This window comes from Campylobacter lanienae NCTC 13004 (assembly GCF_002139935.1).
Classification (GTDB): Bacteria; Campylobacterota; Campylobacteria; order Campylobacterales; family Campylobacteraceae; genus Campylobacter; species Campylobacter lanienae.
On the sequence record NZ_CP015578.1, the window covers coordinates 521,803 to 543,571 of the forward strand.

Annotated in this window: 19 protein-coding genes and 1 pseudogene; 14 read left to right on the forward strand and 6 right to left on the reverse strand. The window is 32.9% G+C overall.

What is annotated here, in order from left to right:
- Positions 1 to 36: 36 nt before the first annotated feature.
- Positions 37 to 672 (reverse strand): Crp/Fnr family transcriptional regulator, encoded by a 636-nt coding sequence (locus CLAN_RS02685; RefSeq protein ID WP_086224836.1) that lies wholly within the window; start codon positions 670 to 672, stop codon positions 37 to 39.
- Positions 673 to 745: 73 nt separating this feature from the next.
- Here CLAN_RS02685 and CLAN_RS02690 point away from each other — a divergent pair, with 73 nt between their 5' ends.
- The 4 genes and pseudogenes from CLAN_RS02690 to CLAN_RS02705 all read left to right on the forward strand — a co-directional run.
- Entirely contained in the window at positions 746 to 1,687 is a 942-nt protein-coding gene (locus CLAN_RS02690; RefSeq protein WP_100590518.1) for a 4Fe-4S dicluster domain-containing protein, read from the forward strand.
- Positions 1,687 to 2,361 (forward strand): cytochrome b/b6 domain-containing protein, encoded by a 675-nt coding sequence (locus CLAN_RS02695; protein WP_100590519.1) that lies wholly within the window; start codon positions 1,687 to 1,689, stop codon positions 2,359 to 2,361. Before CLAN_RS02690 ends, CLAN_RS02695 begins: the two co-directional genes overlap by 1 nt.
- Positions 2,358 to 3,287, forward strand: a complete 930-nt coding sequence (locus tag CLAN_RS02700) for an SLAC1 anion channel family protein (protein WP_100590520.1) — start codon at positions 2,358 to 2,360, stop codon at positions 3,285 to 3,287. The genes CLAN_RS02695 and CLAN_RS02700 overlap by 4 nt, the downstream gene beginning before the upstream one ends.
- A 57-nt stretch (positions 3,288 to 3,344) precedes the next feature.
- Positions 3,345 to 3,487: pseudogene (locus CLAN_RS02705) on the forward strand (signal recognition particle receptor subunit alpha); the annotation flags it as partial.
- Between the two features lie 60 nt (positions 3,488 to 3,547).
- Here the strand turns inward: CLAN_RS02705 and CLAN_RS02710 are convergent.
- From CLAN_RS02710 to rsmH, 3 genes are read right to left on the reverse strand one after another with little or no spacing between them, the layout of a single operon-like run.
- A complete protein-coding gene (locus tag CLAN_RS02710) occupies positions 3,548 to 5,488 on the reverse strand; it encodes an FUSC family protein (protein ID WP_100590521.1) in 1,941 nt (646 codons plus the stop codon).
- Positions 5,488 to 5,769, reverse strand: coding sequence for a hypothetical protein (locus CLAN_RS02715; RefSeq protein WP_100590522.1), 282 nt, complete (start codon positions 5,767 to 5,769; stop codon positions 5,488 to 5,490). Before CLAN_RS02715 ends, CLAN_RS02710 begins: the two co-directional genes overlap by 1 nt.
- Complete coding sequence (gene rsmH, locus CLAN_RS02720; RefSeq protein ID WP_100590523.1) at positions 5,766 to 6,689, reverse strand: 16S rRNA (cytosine(1402)-N(4))-methyltransferase RsmH; 924 nt, start codon at positions 6,687 to 6,689, stop codon at positions 5,766 to 5,768. The genes CLAN_RS02715 and rsmH overlap by 4 nt, the downstream gene beginning before the upstream one ends.
- A gap of 108 nt (positions 6,690 to 6,797) precedes the next feature.
- Here rsmH and CLAN_RS02725 point away from each other — a divergent pair, with 108 nt between their 5' ends.
- From CLAN_RS02725 to gltS, 6 genes are all read left to right on the forward strand, one after another.
- Positions 6,798 to 7,370, forward strand: a complete 573-nt coding sequence (locus CLAN_RS02725; protein ID WP_096013457.1) for a class II aldolase and adducin N-terminal domain-containing protein — start codon at positions 6,798 to 6,800, stop codon at positions 7,368 to 7,370.
- Between the two features lie 109 nt (positions 7,371 to 7,479).
- A complete protein-coding gene (locus CLAN_RS02730; protein ID WP_100590524.1) occupies positions 7,480 to 8,952 on the forward strand; it encodes a peptidylprolyl isomerase in 1,473 nt (490 codons plus the stop codon).
- 2 nt (positions 8,953 to 8,954) lie between these two features.
- The gene (gene ftsA, locus CLAN_RS02735; RefSeq protein WP_096016835.1) at positions 8,955 to 10,382 is read left to right on the forward strand and encodes a cell division protein FtsA; all 1,428 of its coding nucleotides are present in this window, start codon (positions 8,955 to 8,957) and stop codon (positions 10,380 to 10,382) included.
- Between the two features lie 14 nt (positions 10,383 to 10,396).
- The gene (gene ftsZ / locus CLAN_RS02740) at positions 10,397 to 11,548 is read left to right on the forward strand and encodes a cell division protein FtsZ (RefSeq protein WP_096021618.1); all 1,152 of its coding nucleotides are present in this window, start codon (positions 10,397 to 10,399) and stop codon (positions 11,546 to 11,548) included.
- Between the two features lie 108 nt (positions 11,549 to 11,656).
- Entirely contained in the window at positions 11,657 to 12,307 is a 651-nt protein-coding gene (locus CLAN_RS02745) for an FtsZ/tubulin family protein (protein WP_100590525.1), read from the forward strand.
- Between the two features lie 143 nt (positions 12,308 to 12,450).
- Positions 12,451 to 13,653 carry a sodium/glutamate symporter gene (gltS, locus tag CLAN_RS02750; RefSeq protein WP_100590526.1) on the forward strand — a complete coding sequence of 401 codons (1,203 nt, stop codon included), beginning with the start codon at positions 12,451 to 12,453 and terminating at the stop codon, positions 13,651 to 13,653.
- On the opposite strand, the gene CLAN_RS02755 is transcribed toward gltS, so the two are convergent.
- On the reverse strand, positions 13,646 to 15,553 hold the full coding sequence (locus CLAN_RS02755; protein ID WP_100590527.1) for a bifunctional C40 family peptidase/M15 family metallopeptidase: 1,908 nt from the start codon (positions 15,551 to 15,553) through the stop codon (positions 13,646 to 13,648). The genes gltS and CLAN_RS02755 overlap by 8 nt on opposite strands.
- 53 nt (positions 15,554 to 15,606) lie before the next feature.
- Here CLAN_RS02755 and CLAN_RS02760 point away from each other — a divergent pair, with 53 nt between their 5' ends.
- Positions 15,607 to 16,914, forward strand: a complete 1,308-nt coding sequence (locus CLAN_RS02760; protein ID WP_100590528.1) for an ATP-dependent DNA helicase — start codon at positions 15,607 to 15,609, stop codon at positions 16,912 to 16,914.
- Entirely contained in the window at positions 16,911 to 17,384 is a 474-nt protein-coding gene (locus CLAN_RS02765; protein WP_096013450.1) for a hypothetical protein, read from the forward strand. The genes CLAN_RS02760 and CLAN_RS02765 overlap by 4 nt, the downstream gene beginning before the upstream one ends.
- Here the strand turns inward: CLAN_RS02765 and lolA are convergent.
- Complete coding sequence (lolA, locus tag CLAN_RS02770; RefSeq protein WP_096018083.1) at positions 17,381 to 17,896, reverse strand: LolA-like outer membrane lipoprotein chaperone; 516 nt, start codon at positions 17,894 to 17,896, stop codon at positions 17,381 to 17,383. The two genes, CLAN_RS02765 and lolA, sit on opposite strands and share 4 nt — an antisense overlap.
- Positions 17,897 to 18,014: 118 nt before the next feature.
- Between lolA and secA the strand changes: the two genes are divergently transcribed.
- Together secA and CLAN_RS02780 are read left to right on the forward strand one after the other, a co-directional pair.
- The gene (secA, locus tag CLAN_RS02775; RefSeq protein ID WP_100590529.1) at positions 18,015 to 20,549 is read left to right on the forward strand and encodes a preprotein translocase subunit SecA; all 2,535 of its coding nucleotides are present in this window, start codon (positions 18,015 to 18,017) and stop codon (positions 20,547 to 20,549) included.
- Positions 20,549 to 21,739, forward strand: a complete 1,191-nt coding sequence (locus tag CLAN_RS02780; protein ID WP_096019253.1) for an ABC transporter permease — start codon at positions 20,549 to 20,551, stop codon at positions 21,737 to 21,739. Before secA ends, CLAN_RS02780 begins: the two co-directional genes overlap by 1 nt.
- Positions 21,740 to 21,769 lie beyond the last annotated feature (30 nt).

Below are 21,769 nucleotides of genomic sequence, written 5' to 3' on the forward strand. Positions count from 1 at the left end.
ATTTTCTATTTTTATCAGTGATAAAGTCACAAAAGATTATAAATTTAAAATAATTATTTTCCCACGCTCTAATTTTATTAGATTCTCTTTTTCTATATCTTTTAAAATTCTTGATACCACCTCTCTTGCAGTACCTAAATGGCTAGCAAGTATTTCGTGGGTAATTTGAATTTGATTATTTGTAGCATTTTGTTTAAGAAAATCAATAATCCTTTGTGTAATTGGCGTAAATAGAGCTTGTGTCATAACTTTAATAGCGCTAGCTAATCTTATGGATAAAAGCTCTACTACAAAAGATGCTATTGATGGGTATTTATCTTTTAATACTGAAAAGTAACTAGAGTGTAATAATAGTATTTTTGTATCTTTATTGGCTTGTAAATTTAATTCAAGTTGCAAATTATCAGTCATACAATTAGCACAAAGAATGCATTCATCTCCAGAGTTAAGATTAAATACTGTTATTTCTTTTCCTGTTGTAGATATTGCATATGCTCTTAAATTCCCTTTTAATACATATATAAAACCTTGACAGCTATTTTTATCGACTATTACATCATCACCTTTTTTAAATTCCATTATTTTAACATTTGAACTAACGGTATCTAAATCTTCTTTAGACAAATTAAATTTTTTAAATTTATCTATAAATTGCTCTATATCTTTTTTCATTTGGTAACTTTATCACTGAAAATTTGCATTATTATAGCTATAATTCTTTAAAAATATATAAGGATATAAGAAGATGAATAGGCGTAATTTTTTAAAATTTACCCTTATAACTAGTGCTACACCGCTTTTAGCTGATCAAGAAATATCAAAGCAGAATTCTCAGATGATGAGTATAATAGATCTTGATTTATGCGATGGGTGCGAAGGTTTTGAAGTACCAAAATGTATAATTGCTTGCAAAACACATAATAAAGATAAATTCCCAGATCCTAAAAAGCCTATAATGAATTATTGGCCTCAAAAAAAATATGAAGATTATAGTGATAAAAAAGATATTATAGATAGATTAACCCCATATAATTGGACATATGTTCAAAAGATAGAGATAAATGGTAAAAAGATAAATATACCAAGACGCTGTATGCATTGTGATAACCCTCCATGCCAAAAATTATGCCCTTTTGGCGTTATAAGCAAAGATAAATATGGAGCTGTAGATATTGATAAGGATTTTTGCTTTGGCGGTGCTAAATGTAGAGATGCTTGTCCGTGGCAGATACCGCAGCGTCAAGCTGGAGTTGGATTATATTTAAATATAGCACCAAAATTAGCAGGTGGCGGTGTAATGTATAAATGCGATATGTGTAAAGATCTGCTAAATAAAGGCGATAAGCCAGCATGTCAAAATCAATGTCCAAAAAAAGCTATAAAATTTGCTCCAAAAAATGAGATAATGAGTATAGTAAATAAAGAAAACAGGCATATATATGGATTAAAAGAAAATGGTGGAACATCTACAATATATTTAAGTAGTGTAGATTTTGAATCTATAAATGAAGCAATAACAAAAAAATATGAAAATTTAACAAATAAAATAGGCAGACCTCATATGGCTAGAGTAGATAGTCCATTACAAAAGAGCGAAAATTTAGCTATGGCTGCAATGATTACTCCACTAGCTGCAATAGGTGCGGGAGCTATATCTGCTATAAAATGGAATAAAAAGGATAAATAATGAAAATATATAGACAGAGTTTGCAAAATCGTATCATACATTGGGGAGTTGCTATATCTACTTTTGGACTTATTTTAACTGGTATATTTCAAATGCCAGTGGCTAAAAGATATGGCGTAGCAAATATATGGGAATGGAGTGGCGAGTATTTTGAAGGTCTAGTATTGCATTATATCTTTGCTATAGGGCTTATATTTTTTGGAGTTTATCATATAGTTTATCATAGTTTAAAAAAAGAGTTTGATATCATACCTAAAAAAGGCGATATAAAAAATAGTTATTTAGTTATAAAATCTATGATAACAAAAGATCAAGAACCACCAAACCAAAAATATCTACCAGAACAACGCTTAGCATATATAGCAATTGCTTTTACGCTTTTTATACTAGTATTTACAGGATTAATAAAAACATATAAGAATTTATTAGGATTTGATATAGCAAATTGGGCATATTTTTGGGCGGCACAATTGCATAATTTGGGTATGATACTTATCATAATATTAATTATTGCCCATTTAGCAGCCTTTATACCTAAAATTAATCGCTTTTTGCTTATATCAATGTTTAGTGGCAATGTAGATGCAAAATACACATTAAAGCGTCATCAATTGTGGAGAGAGGGTATAAAAGAGGCTAATAAAATATTAAAAAATGGCAAGGATAAAAAATGAGTAGAATAAGTAATTTTCCTATTATGTTTTTTGCCATTATAATGGGATTTGGTGGGTTTAGTATGGCTATAAGAAAAGTCAGTGTAGTATTTGAAATTAATAGTTTATATTTTGATATATTTAAAATTATTACATCTGCTATTTTTTTATTGGTTGTATTGTTGTATGCTATTAAAATATTTATAAATATAGATGAGGTAAAAAGTGAATTTAATCATCAAATAAGATTAAATTTCTTTGGTGCGATACCTATATCTTTTTTAATTTTAGCCAATCTATGGCAAAAAAGTATTGTATATGAGTGGTTATTTTATAGTGGTTTAATATTGCAAACCTATATAACTTTTAGGGTTATTGCATTTTGGATTAATAAGAATTTAGAGATCAAGCACTCCAATCCAGCTTGGTTTATACCAGTAGTAGGTAATTTAATAGTTGTTATATCATCAGATAAAAACTATGAATGGTTATGGTATTATTTTAGCATAGGGGTATTTTTTTGGATTATTTTATTTTCTATAATGTTTTATAGAATATTATTTCATGAGCAGCTAGCGCAAAAATTTATGCCTACACTATTTATTATGATAGCTCCTCCAGCTGTTGGGTTTTTGGGATATTATAAGCTTGTAGGATTTGATGTTGCTGCTAATATTATGCTTAATCTTACTATATTTTTTAGTTTTATGGTGATTTATATGTATAAAAATTTTTTAAAACTTAAATTTTTCTTATCATGGTGGGCGTTTATTTTTCCTAGTGCTGCAGCTTCTATAGCGATGTTAGAGGGTTATAATATTAATAACAACATAGCTTTTCTCTATATAGGAATGACTATTTTTATCTTGCTTTGCGTGATGGTTATATATGTATCTTATCATACTGTAAAAAATATTATAGCAAAAAATATATGCGTAATGGAATGATTAAAGAATTTTAAAGTATAATTAGCACTTTTTAATCAAAATTTCAAAAGGTATATAGTGTTTGAACTTATTGGCGAATCATTAAAATCAGCTGTAAATAAACTTAAATTTGTTGATGATGAAAAGGCTTTAAAAACGCATTAGAAACACTTAAAAAGTCGCTTTTAAAGGCTGATGTCTATCACAAGGTAACAAAAGAGCACGAAGTCTCACGCAAAGATTTAGAAAAATATGTCTTAGATAGATTAGTTCATGGCATATCATCTGATAAGTAGATCGCTTTGGGATATTATCTTATCTTGTTTTTTAGCTATCTCTAAGAGCAAAAATCTTATTTTGCTATCTTGACTTAAAATTCTATCTTCCATATTTTCATAGAAGTAGTATGGGAGTTTATTTACTCTTTTTTCTATCATCTCAAATCTAGTTGAGATTATATTGATATCTGAAATCAACGCATCTTTGGTGGTGCTAATATCAGTTGAGTCGCTATATGCTTTTAGATTGCTAAGAAGCGAGCTGATATCGTGTAGGTTTTTATAAATCTCTAAATATCTTTTTAAGCCTTTTCTTCTGTCGCTTTGGATTATTGTGTTATGATAATTGGTAAGGCTATTTGATATCGCATTTTGCTCTATTGTAAATCTGCCTTCGATAACGCTATTACTAAGATTTTTAAATTTAGGTAAAAGATTGATATAGCTATTACTAAGTTTGATCTCATTAGTATGGCGAAATAGGATAAAAGTGATACCAAATGAGACTATAAATCCTATCAAAATATCAATAATCCTAAGATAAACAAGATTTATATCATTGCCTAAAATCAGATAATATACTATAGTAAAAGCACTCATAAAAGCCGCCATCTCATACATGGGCGGAAAGTTTTTAAAGTAAAATGCCAAAAATATAAAAATCACACAAATTATGGTAAATACAAGATCATTTGTTATTAAATTCAATAAAATAGATGTAAAAACAACACCTATAATAGTGCCCTTGATATTGCCAATACCTGTGATTTTGGTCATATATGAGCTATCTTTGGTTATGCTTATTACGCCAATTGCGATCCAAACTCCATTATGGACATCGCCAAAACTAGCGATGATTATAGCGATACTCACGCCAATAGCTAGGCGAAGTGAGTGCTGGATAGTTGGGTTATTTATCGTGATATCTTTAAATATCTCTTTTATACTTTTATGCTTTTTATACTCTAAAGCGATTTTATCCTCGCCACCAGCTTTTATAAGATTAAATTTAGAGTATAAAACCTCCAAAGATGCCTTAAAAATCCCATAATCACTCTGCCTGATTAGATTTAGTGCGTCATCTTTGATTGTGAAATTTCTATCTACAAAGATATTTTTTAGCTCTATTAGGTTGTTTGTGATTTCGCTATTTATCAAATTTAAGAGATTTTGATCTTTAATTGATTTAAAATATCTTTGCATTGAGACTAATATATGATAGATATCTTCTAATTTATATAGATAAAATATCGCTCTTGAGTGGTGGATGATGAGCCTTTCATCTTTGATAGTTGAGCTTTTGTTGGCAAATACCTTTTTTATATCGTTGATATTTTTGTCACATTGTTTGGCTAAATTTAGAAATTCCTTATCGCTACTTATATTTTGGTTCATTTGGATTAGATTATCTAGTATCATTGTAGCGGATCGTTTGGTAAATTTACCATAAGTCCCAAACCTAGTAAGCCTAAAAATTATAGCAATAATGCTACCCATCACAAAACCTTCTAATGAGCTTTGTAGATCCCAATTTGGTTGATTGGAGGTAATAATACTAAGGAGGCCGGTGGCATTGACTATCGTTAGAATTTTATTTAAATTTGAATTAAATAGTTTGCTAAATCCCACAAATATCATCCAAATAAGCGTAAAAAAGCAAAACAATAGATGAAATTTAAAAAGAGCACTAACAAACAAAACCGAGCAAATTCCAAGAATAATATATAGTAACAAATAGCCTATTTTAACCCTTATATCTCCATTAAGCGAAGATAAGAAAAAGATAATCATAGATGAATTTGACGCATATATCATCCCAAAAAATCCACCCACATAATATCCCAAAAACCCGCATATCAATATAGATATAGTGGCTTTTAGCGAGTAGCTTAGAGCAAACCAAGCCGGATCATAGCGGTTGAAAAATTTGATAAATTTATGCATTAATCACTCATATTATCAATTATTTGATTTTTATATCTTATGAATTCTAGATCTTTTTTTAGGAGTTTATGCTCTTCTTTTAATACATTTAATTTGCTTTTTAGCTCTGCGATATCCTTGCTTGTGTAGTAAATTTCATTGCTAAAATAAACTTTAGGCAGACTCAAAGCAAGGATTAAAAGCAAAATAGCATAGCCTGTTAGCAAGGATTTGAAATTTAGATTATTTTCATTTTTTATCCTTTGGTTATTTTGTTGGAGTAAATTCTCTTTATCTGTCATTTTGGCCTCTTAATCTCAAAAACTCTCATCTTAGCGCAGCTCGCTCTTGAGTTTGATCTTATTTCGCTATTGGTTGGGGTGATTGGTTTTTTGGTTATGATTTTACCTATTGCGTGGTTGTTGCCGCACTCACAGCGTAGGGCCGCAGCTGGGCAGATACAGCTTGATTGCCACTTTTTGAATTTATCCTTAACTATCCTATCTTCAAGTGAGTGAAAGCTGATAATTGCTACTTTGGCGTTATTGATTTGGGAATTTTGGATTGAATTTAATAGCTCTTTTAAGACATCAAGCTCTTTATTTACCTCAATTCTTATGGCTTGAAATACCAAAGTAGCGATATTTATAGAGCGATTTTGTAAATTTGAGCTTCCTACTATTTGGCTTAACTCCTTACAAGAGTTTATCTGCTTAATATTTCTAGCGGTTATTATTTTTTGGGCTATGCTTTTGGCATTTGGCAACTCGCCATACTCATAAAATATCCTTTGAAGCTCATCTTTAGTATAGTTATTTACTATGGTTTTAGCATCAAGTGGATTTGAGCTATCCATTCTCATATCCAAAGTATCGCTTTTAAGGCTAAATCCACGCTCATTAAGATCTAATTGAAGTGAGCTTACACCGATATCAGCTAGGATTCCTTTAATATCATTTTGCGGGATTTGGTTTATGATTTGGCTGAAGTTGCTTTTGTGAATTTCGATTCTATTTTTATAATTTTTAAATTTATCTTGGCAATATTTAATAGACATATCATCTTGATCGCAAGCGATAATTTTGATATTTGGCAAGGCATCTAAAAGTGCTTTTGAATGGCCACCATAGCCTAAGGTACAATCTAATATCACGCCACTATCAATATCTTTAAATGTATCGATAACTTCTTGGAGCAAAACAGGAATATGAATAGAATCCAAAAGCACACCTTTGCTAAATTTAGCAAAAATTCTATCATAAATTTAATGAATAGAGCCTTATATTTTGGTATAATTTAGTCAATTTTGTATAAGAAATTAGGAATAATTATGAATATAGAATACTCAATAGGCGAGATCAAAAAGATATCTTCTTCTATGTTTAAAAAGAATTTTTTGGGGATTTTTCACGGCTCTATCTCTGCTAGAATCGAACATAATCAATTTGTGATTAATAGAAAAGATGCGATTTTCGATGGTCTTAGAGATGAGGATTTAACCCTTTTATACTCTAAAAAAGATTATAGATGGAATGATGCTAGCATAGATGCAGATATACATCTAAATATATATAAAAGCATAGCTGAAGCGAAATATGTTTGCTATGCTATCCCGCCTTATATGACTGCTTATAGCATTAATCACTCATTTTTTGAGCCTAAGGATTACTTTGGCTATATGAAATTTGGAAATATCTTTATATATGATCCAAAGAGATTTGATGACTGGTATGAGCGTGCTCCATCTGAAATTTGCCGTTATATGATAGAAAAAAATACAAATGTTGTAGTTATTAAGGGCTATGGATTATACATATATGAGCGAACGGCTCATGATTTGGCTAAATCTATAGCTTTATTAGAAAATAGTTGTAAATTGTTAAATTTATCAAATGGATTTTAGCCTAAATTAAATTTAATGTTTAATTTCAAAGGCTATTTTAAGTTAATTTAAAAGCAATTATTGATACAATAACGCCGTTTAATTGTCTGTTTTATTAAAAGGGTAGTTGATGATCACTTGGATGCAAAAGCATAAAAAATATTTAGTTGTTACTATTTGGGTTAGCACTATAGCTTTCGTAGGTGCTGGATTTGTGGGCTGGGGTGCATATGATATGAATACTAGTCGTGCCAAATCAGTAGCAAAAGTCGGAAGTAGAAATATCTCAATTAGCCAGTTTCAACAAAAATATAGCACAATGTATGAATATTATCTAAGTGCTTCAAATGGTAAATTTAATCAAGAACAAGCTGAACAAATGGGGCTTGATAAGGTAGTTTTACAAAGATTAATCCAAGATAATGTAATGTTAAATTACGCTGATGAGCTAGGGCTTGGTATATCTGATGAGGAGATAATACTAGCTTTGATGGTAGATCCTAACTTTATGGTTGATGGTAAATTCGATAAAGCCAAATATGAAAATAGCTTAAAACAAGCTAGAATTTCGCCTAAAGATTATGAGAAAAATTTAGCCGATAGTTTGCTTTTGGATAAACTATTTAACGCTTTAAAGATAGATGCTAACTCAAAAGATCTTGATATGTTAGCATCAAGTTACTTTATGGAAGATAGATTATCTTTAGAGATAATAAGCCTAAATAGAGCAGATATAAAAGTAGATGAAAATGAGCTAAAATCAATTTGGGAAAAAAATAAAGATAAATATCTAACTAAGACAAAATACAATCTCAAAGGCAAATTTATACCAAAAGTTGTAAGTGATGAGAATTTAGCCTTATTACAAGAGTATTATGAAGAAAATAGAGCTCAGTATAGAGATGGATTTGATAAAATTTTAAGCTTTGAAGCGGCAAAAGAGCGTGTAAAAGATGATTACGATATGAGACAAACAAGAAAATTAGCCCTAAGCGAATATCTAAAAGCCAAAAAAGGTGAAGTAGAGCTTGAATTTGATCTAATTGCCTTAGATGATGACTATGAATTTGACTCACAAGAGTTGAAAAATGCTCAAATCGGCGAATATATAAAGCCAGTTAAATATAGAATGAACTATCAAGATGGATATCTGATATCAAGATTGGATTCTAAAGATCTGCCAAAGCCTATGGATTATGAAGAGGCTAGAGAGCTTATAGTAGGTGAGTATATAGACAATAAGCTAAAAGAGAGCTTAGAAAATAGAGCTAAAAGCGCTTTGGAAAATTTTAAAGGTAGAGATATAGGATTTATATCTAGGGAGAATAGACCTAAAATTGATGAGTTAAATGATGCCCAGAGTGCTATATTTATAAATTCAGTCTTTGAAAATAGCGCTAAAAGTGGATATGTAATTTTAGGTAATAAAATCGTAGTATATAAGATCACAGATCAAAAATTACCAAATTTTAAAGATATATCTAAATATGAAGATTTGCTTAAAAATAGTGCTTTTAGTATCAAAAATGAGCAATTAATAGAAGATCTTCTCTCATCTCTTCAACATAGATATAAGATAGAACAATATTATAAAGGTCAGTAGTCGTGGGAATTAAAATATTAGGTATTGATATCGGCTCTACGCAGATTTGTGCTGTGATGGTGGAGCACGACTCAAATAACTCTGTTAAAGTTATCGGTATGGGAACTATCAAATCCCAAGGCCTTAAAAAAGGCTCAATCACAAATATCGAATTAGCGTCAAATTCTATTAAAACAGTAGTAAGCGATGTAGTAAGGATAGCTGGGACTAAATTTGATAAGGTTATAGTCTCAATATCTGGCAAAGATGCTAAAAATATAGATTGTAAAGATGTGGTAAATATCCCTGAAAAAGAGGTAACTATCAAGCAGATTGAGCGTGCTATAAGCTCAGCTGAGTATAAGGTTAAGGTGCCTCATGATTATGAGATTTTACATACATTGCCTTATAATTTTAAGGTTGATGAGCAAGATAATATAGAAGATCCACTAGGTATGAATGGCACTAGATTAGAGGTACAAGCTCACATTATAGCGGTGCAAAAATCAGCTATTATGAATTTGAGAAAAGCCATACAAAAAGCTGGATTAAAGGCTGATAATATCGTTTTATCTGGTTATGCCTCGGCTATTGCCACTTTAAATGAAGATGAAAAATCTTTAGGAACCGTGTTAATCGATCTTGGTGGCTCAAGTTGTAATATGGTTATACACTCTGGAAATTCGATTAGGTATAATGATTTTTTAGCTGTTGGTAGTCTAAATATCACTACTGATATATCAACCGTTCTTCACACTCCGCCATCAGTTGCTGAAGAGATTAAGATCAAATATGGAACCCTAAAAGCCAAAAATAATGAGCTTATAGTTTTGCCTGATTTAGGCGATGAAAACTCAAGCCACGAAGTTGATATAAATGTTATTATAAATGTTATATATATGCGTGTAGAAGAGGCGTTAATGATCTTAGCTAAGATGCTAAGCGAGAGTGGATATAAAGATTACGCAGCAGCTGGGATAGTCTTAACTGGTGGTATGGCTAAGCTTGATGGATTAAAAGAGTTAGCGACTGCAATTTTCGATAATATGCCTGTAAGGATTGCTAGACCAAGGGAATTTGAAAGCTCAATTGATGTATTTAAAGATCCAGCAAATTCATGTGCAATTGGTCTTTGCTTATATGGTGCTGGATATTTCACTCCATACGAGATAGATTCTGAAAGAAAACTTCGCTATAAAGATGAAATAGCCATAAAGCCAAATCCTTTTATCTCTATCAAAGAGTTAGATGAGAGTGTAAATAGACCAAATTTAGATAGCAGCTTTAGTGCCTATGATAATTTAGAGCTAAAGAGCGAATCTAAGCCAAAGGCGGAGTTGGATTTGAAAATCGATGATGATATCAGTAAAAATGATATCAAATCAAATGTTGAGTTAGATAAGGTTAATCCTGTATCTAAAATGGTTAATTATCTTAAAAATTTATTTTAATAAGGGGGCTTGTGATGAGTGGTTTTACTGTAGAAGAAAAACAAAATATTTATGGTGCTAAGATAAAAGTTGTTGGTGTAGGCGGCGGCGGTGGCAATATGATCAATCATATAATCAGAGAGGGTATAAATAACGAAGATGGTATGAAAACTGTGGATTTAATCGTTGCTAATACAGATGCTCAAGCCCTAGATAGCTCATCTGCGCCAACTAAAATTCAATTAGGTGAGAAAAAGACTAGAGGCTTAGGTGCTGGTATGCAGCCAAGTGTTGGTAAAGAAGCTGCTATCGAGAGTTACGAAGAGATCAAAACTACTTTAGAGTATTCTGATATTGTATTTATCGCTTCTGGATTTGGTGGCGGTACTGGTACTGGTGCGGCTCCTGTCGTGGCTCAAGCAGCCAAAGAGATTGGCGCATTGACAATAGCTGTAGTAACCACTCCATTTAAATTTGAAGGCAATAAGAGAATGCGTCTTGCTATCGAGGGTATCAATGAGCTTAAAAAAGAGTGCGATAGCGTAGTGGTCGTCCCAAATGAGAAATTGAGTAATATCGTAGATAGAAAAGCTGGTATAAAAGATAGCTTTAAATTAGTTGATAGTATTTTAGCGCGCGCAGTAAATGGTATGAGCTCTATAGTTCTTAGCCATGGTGAGAGCGATATCAATCTTGACTTTGCTGATGTCAAAACTGCTATGAGCCATAGAGGGTTGTCGCTTATGGGTGTTGGCGAGGCTCAAGGTGATGGCGCAGCTCAAGAAGCCTTAAAATCAGCTATGCAATCTCCACTTTTAGATGATATGGATATAAAAGGCGCAATGGGTGCTATAGTTCATTTTACTATACATCCAGATTGTCCGATGAGCGATATGACCGAAGCTATGCAAATTATAGAGGCAGCTGCTGATCCTGATGCTGATATATTCTGGGGGACAAAATGTGATATAACTATGCCAATTGACAAGGTTTTAGTAACATTAGTAGCTACTGGTTTTTCTGATAATAATGTATCAAAACTCCAACCAACTAAAGAGATCGCCCCAGCTAAGGTAGAAGAGCCAAAAGAGAGTATTTTTAGTCGTCGTAGGGTTTCAGGCTTGGATATAAATATTAGTAGCGAGGATTTGGATGTTCCGACTATTAGTCGCCATCAGTTAGATTAATTATAATTTACTAGGTGGTTAAGCTGAATTTAACCACCAAAATTCTTATAAATACTTCATTTATTTAATAAATTAATCAAATTAATATTAAATTTTTTAAGGATTTAAATGGAAATTACACTCAATTTTTACTCCACTAATTATATTTACCAAACTAGCATAGCTATAGTAACCACTCCATTTAAATTTAAAAATAATGAACAAATTCAACTTGCTACTAAAAATATTAATGAGCTTAAAAAAATGTGCGATGGCGTTGTAGTTATCTCAAATGAGAAATTAAGTAATATCACAGATAGTAAAGCTGACCCAAAAGATAACATTGAATCATTTGATACTATTTTAGCGAGTGCAGTAAATGGTATAAGCTCTATATTTCTTAGTCATAGTGAGTTTGATATCAATATTGATTTTGCTGATATTATAACAGTTATGAGTAGTGTAGAATGTTTCTTGACGGGTATTGGCGAGGCTCAAGGTAACAAGGCAGCTCAAGAAGCCTTAAAATCAGCTATGCAATCTCCGCTTTTAGGTGGTATAGATATAAAAGGCACAATGGGTGCTATAGTTAATTTTACTATACATCCAGATCATCCGATGAGCAATATGTCTGAAGCTATGCAAATTATAGAAGCAACCATAGATCCTGACGCTGATATATTTTGGAGTACAAAATGCGATGTAACTATGCCGATTGATAAGGTTTTGGTAACCTTAATGGTTACTGACTTTTTTGATAATGTATTTAAACTCCAATAAAAAAAGAGCTCTAGCTAAGGCATAAGAATAGATATTAGTAGTGAGAATTTGGGTATTGGCTATTATCAAAAATTCTCATAAATGCTTTATTATTTAAATAAATTAAATATAATAGATATTAATATTAAATTTTAAGGATTTAAATGGAAATTACACTCAATTTTTATTCCACTCTTTGTGCGATGGTTTTTGTTTTGTTATTAGGTACTTTCATCATTAAACAAGTTAAATTCCTAAGAGTTTATAATATTCCTGAGCCAGTTGTGGGTGGGATTATTGTGGCTATTTTGTTATTTATAGCTAATAAATATATTGGGATTAGCTTTAGTTTTGATGGTTCGCTTAAAGATCCATTAATGCTTGCCTTTTATGCTACTATCGGTCTTAGTGCTGATTTCGCCTCTTTTAAAAAGGGTGGAAAGGTAATTATCGGATTTTTATTTATTGTAACTGGGTTATTGATTTTACAAAATTTAGCTGGTATCGGTGTGGCTTTGGCAATGGGTGAAAATCCTATTATAGGAATGCTATCAGGATCTATCACAATGAGTGGTGGGCATGGTACGGGTGCAGCATGGGCGGCTGAGTTTATCAAAGAGCCTTATAACTACGCTCCAGCTATGGAAGTAGCGATGGCGGCGGCTACATTTGGTTTGATAGCAGGCGGAATCATAGGTGGGCCTGTGGCTAGATATTTGGTTGTGAAAAATAGTCTAAGCGGACATCACTTAGAAGAGAAGGTCGATCCAACTCTTTTTGAAAAGCCTGAAAAACGAAGATTGATAACATCTTCTTCATTTGTGGAGTCTTTGGCGTTGATTGCTATATGTTTGCTAGTGGGGACTGAGCTTAAAAAAATTGTTACATTTGTAACTATGCCTACATTTGTTTGGTGTTTGCTTACTGGTGCTGTGCTTAGAAATGTCCTATCAGCAACCAAAATTCACACAGTATTTGATCGTGAAATTTCTGTGATTGGCAATGTGAGTTTATCTCTATTTTTGGCATTTGCTTTGATGACTATCAATATCGCTCAACTTATCTCACTAGCGCTTCCAATGCTAACAATTCTTATAGTTCAAATTATCCTTATGATCTTATATGTCATATTTATCACTTTTAGATTTTGTGGTAAGAATTATGATGCGGCTGTGCTATCGGCTGGGCATTGTGGATTTGGTCTTGGTGCTACGCCTACGGCACTCGTAAATATGCAAACGGTAACAAAACATTATGGTCCAAGCCACATGGCTTTTATCGTTATTCCATTGGTTGGGGCGTTTTTCATAGATATTATAAATGCCTTTATAATTTCAGCAATGATGGGATTGCCTATATTTAATTAACCCTTAAGGCGGCAAATTCGGGGCGATACTCAAAATGCATTGTATCAAAATGCTCCCATCTGCCGCCCCAGATAAATCCATTTTTTTCAAATACCTCTACTATTTTATATGGAATTTTGTTTTGATAGCCATCTTTACTCCATAGCCAGTAGTGGCTATTTGCTACATTTATATCTATAGCGATTCCCCAGCTATGCGGTGATAGTCTGTTGGTTTGAGCTATATTTCTATATTTAAATGTTCCGCCGATATCTTGAAGATAGATAATTAAATTTGGCTCATTTTTTACCAATATATCAAGCTCATCGCTGACTTTTTGTAGTGCTTTGGCTGCGCCATTTAAGGAGTTGAATTTGATCTTTTGGTTTAGGCTATTTTTTAGCCAGATTACTTCACTTAGATTAGCCTCTACTGCTTCTTTGCTATCGCCATAAATTGCGTTAAAAAACTGCTCATTTCTTATCCGTCCAGCGTCTGTTAATTGAGAGTTTAAAGGCTTTAAAAGTGGGTAGTTTAGAGCAAACATATCTTTTATACTTGGGTTATTTAAAATATCGCTACTACCTATCTCATACGGCATAGATGAGTTGTTGGCAAATATTATATTGTTGTTTTGAAATTTGATATTATAACTATTTTGTAGGGCTAGTTTTGGATTTGGGGTTAAGATATTCATAGACTCTACAAGGCTTAATAAAAGTGCTTTTATATCGCTTCTATCTTTGCCAATCTCGATATCAGTTATAGCTGTGCGACCTATGATTGCTCTAGAGTTGTTTTTGGTTTTTAAACCCCATGAAGCGTGAGTAACGCTGATTTTGCCATCTACTACACCGGTGTAGAGCATGATATGGCCACGCATATACAAAAGCGTAGCATAAGGCACGCCAAATTCAACTATTTTGGCCTTTTTGGCTTCATCTGATAACTCTTTTAAATCTATTATTTGAGCGATTTGGGATTGTTGTTTGGAGTTTCGTGGTAGCCAAATTCCAAAACTAGCAAAATAGTCTTTGGTAAAAGCAGAGCAATCTCTAAGCTCATCTAATCCGCCCCAGCCGTAATTCATCCCTATCATCTCATTTAATATTAGTTTAGCGTTTTTGGAGTTTAGCTCTAAATTTATAGTGGCGATATCTTGGCTGATTTTATAGCCTTGTGGGGTGATGAAGTTGCCATTTTCAATCTTTGTATATGGGACTAGACCGCCGATTCTTGAGTAAAATATAAATTTATTAGATTGATCTTTTATAGCGACTCTATCTTTGATAAATATGCCAAATTTGGATTTTTTAAACTCATTAGCCTCTTTTTTGCTTAGAATCTTGATATCGTTACTGGCTACAAAGCCGGTAAATGAGTCGCTTTGGATAAAGACCCACGCACCATCAAGGCTAAAATGTGATACCAAAACTGGATGAAAGGCTTCTAAATTTGAATCTTGTAAGTAATCAAATGGATATCCCTCGCCTGGCCTACTATCTAAAAATAGTCTCTCTTTGGTAGGAAAACCCCTAACAGCGGTATCTCTAAGGATTATTGCAGGTTTTAAAACTCTTTTATAAGATGCGAAATTCGCATTTTGTCTGTGTCTATCGAACCACTCTTGATCACGCAAGATATGGCTCTCTCCATAATATTTTTGCTTCTCATAAGTGTAGGTATCAAACGCCCACATAGCGTCATTTATATCTACATCAAATCCGCCATCCCAAACGCTAAAATATCTATTGATTAATTCATTATTATTTGATTTGAAGTTTAGATCGGTATCGGGTAAGATATTTGCGCTTTGATTAAAATCCAAATCAAGCCTTAAATTTAACTCATTTAGCGTATAGCTCTGTTTAGCGCAGCCCAAAAATATAAAAATTATTAGAAATAGTAGTGAATTTTTCATCTTTATCCTTAATATTTTTTGGGTATAATTCTAACAAAAATAGGATAAATAGTTTGTTAAATTGTATTATAGAGCTTCTTGGGAATAATAATCTATTTTTAACTGGCGGTGGTGGAGTAGGCAAGAGCTATACCACCAAAGAGATTATGCGAATTTATAAAGATGATGGCAAGGATATTGTAGCACTTGGTAGCACTGGGATTAGTGCTGTTGGGATCGGTGGGGTGACTATACATAGCTTTTTTAAATTTGGGCTTTGTGCTAATCATATGGAGCTAAAAGCTCTTGATCTCAAGCAAAAATCAAAGCTAAAAGAGTTATTTGATATTATCAAAAATATCGATCTTTTGATAATCGATGAGATATCTATGGTAAGTGCTGAATTGATGGAGATGATAAATTACAGACTTATACAAGGTAATTTCAAAGGTCGTGTGATGGTGGTGGGGGACTTTTATCAATTACCACCGGTTAAAAAGCAAGACGATGGTAGCTTGATGAGTTTTTGCTATGCTTTTGACTCTACTGCTTGGCATAATTTGAAATTTAAAAATGTTGAATTGGTGATATCTAAAAGGACTTCTGATATTAAATTTTATTCTATGTTATCACGCATTAGGCTTGGAATTATAGATGATGAAATTTATCAAAATTTAAGATCTAAAATCACAAATGTAATTCCAGAAGATAGCATAGTTTTATTTGGGACAAATGCCCCAGCTGATATGCTAAATGCCAAGAGATTGGCTCAAATTCCAAATCCATTAATATCGCTAAAAGCTAGTGGTGAGATATATGATGAAAATTTAGATAAAAATGCCTATGAAAGGTGGGTAAATAGCCTAAATGTTTTGAGTGATTTACAGATTAAAATAGATGCTAGAATTATGTTTTTATCCAATAAAAGGGGCGAATACTATAACGGTGAACAAGGTATAATCAAAGAGCTAAATAGCGATGATGGCGGTAATATCGTTAGTATCAGTGTTTTAAAAGATAGTGGCGAGATGGCACAGGTAGAGCCTTTTACATACTCTTTGATTGAGTATGAGAGAGATGGCGAGAGTATAAATGAGAGATTAAGGGCGGAATTTACTCAATTTCCATTGAAATTAGCCTATGCTATTACGATTCATAAATCCCAAGGGATGAGTATTGATAGATTGGTGTGTAATTTGGATAATATTTTTGCCAATGGGCAGTTATATGTAGCGCTTTCAAGGGCGATTAGTTGGGATAATTTAAAGATAATATATACCAAAAGTAGGGATTTTGGCTCATATTTAAAAAGTGTTGTGAATATAGATGATAATGTAAAAGAGTTTTATCTAAAAGAGAAATTTATAAGGGAAGATATATGAAAAAAGCGATTTTATCTATGATGATTTTGTGTAGTTTGGGCTTTGGTGATGTGGTGAGTGTAGAGGGGTTTGAGAGTGATTTATACTCCAAATATGATACCAATAACCTTAAAAAAATCTCTATGGATTTGGAGATTATAACCAGAGATGATGATGTGGCAAGAGCACCTATTTATGATGCTTTGAATATCATTGTTGGGAGCTTTTATGCTGAGGATATCATGACTTCAAAAGGCAAAGAGAGCTTTAAGGCTACTTTAATCAAATATATCGATAAAAAGCACTCAATTAGCATAGATGATATATATATTATTAAGCTTAAATTTGTTGAAGAGACCAATATCCAAAAGATACTTGATGCTATAAAAGCGATGAATAAAGATAGCTCAAGTAGCGCTCAACCAGCTATTCCAGAGCTACCAAAGATTGAAAATTTAATCCCAGATAATAACTTTGATAAGAATTTTTAATTGCTGATTATATCATAATCAGATGGGATTTTAGGGGTTAATAGCTCTTTATTGATGGGGCTATTTTTGATTGTTTGGTGAAATTCGATAGTGGCTATATTGCCAAGTTTATCGGTATAGCTAATTAGCTTTGGATTGCTATTTTCTACTACTATATCGTAGGTTATATCATCGTATGTGGTTTGAAATTTATTATCAGATAGCTTTTGGGCGTTATTTAGAATTTGGGTTATATCGGGCGAGTTTTGTAGATTTGTGATTACGGCTTGTTGTAATTGTGGCTCTATTATTGTGATTTTGCTATTGCTAATGTATATTGATTTTTGTGTTGGTGTATTGTATTGCCAAAATGCTCCAAAATCACTATCTATCGATATTGAGCCGGTGTAGATAATCTTTTGATTTTGGCTTGTGATCGTTTGAGTAAATTTAGCACTTAAGCTTTTAAATTCAAGCTCACTATAGCCAAAAAGATTTAGAAATAGGGTAAAAATAATTATAAATTTTCTCATAATTTGCCTTAAAATTGGTAATTTTTGGTTGTTTATTCTATCTAAATTTAGCAAATAAAAGGCTAAATTTAAGCGATTTTAGATAAAATAGCAGCTTATTTTAACTACAGGATAAGAGATGCTTTCACTCATTGCTAGAAAAATTTTTGGGACAAAAAACGACAAAGAGATCAAAAAATATTATAAAAGAGTAGCCAAAATTGGCGCCTTAGAGCCAAAATATGAAGCTTTAAATGATGATGAGCTAAGGGCTGAATTCGTTAAATTACAAAGCTCTTTGATAGATGGCAAAGCTACTAAAGATAGTATATTAAATGATGTTTTTGCTATTGTTAGAGAGGTCTCTAAAAGAGTTTTGAATATGCGACATTTCGATGTCCAATTAATAGGCGGTATGGTCTTAAATGATGGCCGCATAGCAGAGATGAAAACTGGTGAGGGCAAAACATTAGTAGCGACTTTGCCGGTGGTCTTAAACGCTATGGATAAAAAAGGTGTCCATGTAGTTACAGTAAATGACTATCTAGCCAAAAGAGATGCTACGCAAATGAGTGCTATATATAACTTTTTAGGCCTTAGTGTGGGGATTATAGTAGGTGGTGAGTATGATGATGTAAAGCGTAAGGCCGCTTATGATGCTGATATAACTTATGGGACGAATAATGAATTTGGCTTTGATTACTTGCGTGATAATATGAAATTTGAATTATCTATGAAGGTTCAAAGGGAGCATAATTTTGTAATAGTAGATGAGGTAGATAGTATTTTAATCGATGAGGCTAGAACGCCTCTTATTATCTCAGGGCCTACTAATCGCACTCTTGATGGCTATATCAAGGCTGATGAGGTGGCTAGAGCTATGGTAAAAGGTGAGCCAGCAGCCACGCCTCAAGATAAGCCTACAGGGGATTTTATAGTAGATGAAAAGAGCAGAACCATAATGATAACTGAAGCTGGTATTGCTAAGGCTGAAAAGCTTTTTGGGGTTGAGAATTTATATAATTTAGATAATGCTATTTTAAGCCATCATCTAGACCAAGCCTTAAAAGCTCATAATCTTTTTGAAAAAGATGTCCATTATGTGGTGCGTGATTCTGGGGTTGTGATTGTGGATGAATTCACAGGCAGACTTAGCGAAGGTAGGAGATTTAGTGAAGGTCTTCATCAAGCCTTAGAGGCCAAAGAGGGTGTGAAAATTCAAGAAGAGAGCCAAACCTTAGCCGATATAACATTTCAAAACTATTTTAGAATGTATGAGAAAATAGCTGGTATGACAGGAACAGCCCAAACCGAAGCTACGGAATTTTCTCAAATTTATAACTTAGATGTAATCTCTATCCCTACGAATTTACCTATTAAGAGATTGGATAAAGATGATTTAATATATAAGAGTGAAAATGAGAAATTCAAAGCTGTTATTGAAGAGATCAAAAGGGCAAATTCCATCGGTCAGCCTGTGCTTGTAGGGACTGCGAGTATAGAAAAGAGTGAAGTTTTTCATAATATGCTTGTAAAAGAGAGAATAGCGCATTCAGTTTTAAATGCTAAAAATCATGAAAAAGAGGCTCAAATCATTGCTCAAGCTGGAGTAAAAGGCGCAGTCACAATAGCGACTAATATGGCTGGTCGTGGTGTGGATATCAGAATCGATGATGAGGTTAGAGCGCTTGGTGGGTTATATATTATAGGCACAGAGAGACATGAGAGCCGCCGTATAGATAATCAATTAAGGGGTCGTGCTGGGCGTCAGGGCGATCCTGGTATTAGTAGATTTTATCTAAGCTTAGAAGATAATCTCCTTAGGATATTTGGTAGTGATAAGATAAAAGCTATTATGGAAAGACTAGGTATAGAAGAGGGTGAGAGTATAGAGAGTAGGCTAGTTACTCGTGCTGTAGAGAATGCTCAAAAGAAAGTAGAGAGCTTGCATTTTGAGAGTAGAAAGCATGTCTTAGAATATGATGATGTAGCAAATGAACAGAGAAAAACTATATATAAATATAGAGATGAGCTACTAGATCCAAATAGCGATCTAAAAGATAAGATTATATCTAATCGCCAAGATTTGGTCGCTATGTTTTTAGATGATGCTGATATTGTCGATGGTGGGCTTAGCGAGGATTTTGATATGGATAAACTATGCTTGATAATAAAAGAAAATAGCCTAATAGATATAAATTCCAGCCAGCTAAAGGGGCTTGATTATAATGAAATTAAATCTTTTATAGTTGATGAGCTTACTAAAGATTATGAGAATAAGATGTCAAATATAGATAGTGAGCAAAGAAAGAGTATAGAAAAACTCTTATATCTACAAATTTTAGACGCAGCTTGGAGAGAGCATTTATATCAAATGGATATTTTAAAAACGGGAATTGGGCTTAGAGGATATAATCAAAAAGACCCACTAACTGAGTATAAAAAAGAGAGCTATAATCTCTTTATGGAGCTTGTAAATAGGCTAAAAACTGAGAGTGTAAGAGCGTTACAAGTGGTTAAATTTAAAACAGAATTAACAAATATAGATGAGCCAAAAGATATGCCAAAAAGAGATAAAAAGCCATCTCGCAACTCGCCTTGCCCTTGCGGTAGTGGGTTAAAATATAAAGAGTGTTGTGGTAAGAGTGGGCCAAAAATCGGAGTCTTTGCCTAGTGGTTAAGTATCTGCTATTTAAATATCTACGATTTGATAAGTCTCAGCCATTTATCACACTATCGGCGATTTTAGCTTTTTTGGGGGTTAGTGTTGGGCTTATGGTGCTTATAATTGCTATGGCTATAATGAATGGTTTTGATAAAGAATTTGAGCGTAAGCTATTTACTATGAACTATCCAATCACGATTATAAGCTATATGAAAGGCTCTATCGATGATAGCGATGTAATCAGGCTTAAAGAGCAGTTTAAAGAGCTTAAATTTAGCCCATATATCTCTACACAAGCTATTGTAAAATATGGCAACAAGCTAGAGGGCGGATTGCTGTTTGGTGTGAATTTTGATGATGAAAAGCAGATAAACTCTGTAATTAATGAAGCCTTAAAAGATACCACGCCAAAGGGCTTTGAGATAGTTTTAGGTAAGGGGATTGCTGATGATTTTGCTCTATCTTTAAATGAGAAAATCACAACTTTGTTTATGGAGCTTAATCCAAGTGGATTGCTCTCTATGCCAGTTATGAAGAGATTTGAGTATGTAGCAAATTTTAGCTCAGGGCTCATCGCTTATGATAAGGCATACTCATACACAGATATAGATGCATTGGCTAAAATTTTAGGCTATGGGAGTAAAAAATATGATGGAATTCACATCTACTCTAATAACCCAAAAGATGATATCATAAAGCTAAATCAACTCTTAAAACCAGGCCAAAGAGCCATCGGATGGTGGGAGCAAAATGGCAATTTTTTTAGTGCTTTGGAGTTAGAAAAAAGGGCGCTTTTTATTGTTTTAATGCTTATAATTTTGGTTGCTAGTTTAAATATTATTAGCTCACTTCTTATGACTGTTATGAATCGTCGCCAAGAGATCGCCTTGCTTTTGGCACTTGGGGCAAGTAAGAGCGAGATTAAAAAGAGCTTTTTTACTCAAGGTGTTGTGATTGGTGGAAGTGGGATTATATTTGGGCTGATTTTGGGGCTTTTTGGTGTTTGGCTTTTAGGTAGTTTTGATATAGTGAGTTTGCCAGCTGATGTCTATGGAAGCTCAAAACTTCCTATGGAGTTATCAATTTATGATCTAGCTATGATATTAGTTGGTGCTATAGTTATTGTCTTGTTATCATCATATTATCCAGCTAAAAAGGCTAGCAATATCGATATTTTGACAACTTTGAGAAATGAGTGAATTTAATAAATTTAGATTTAAAAAGCTTTA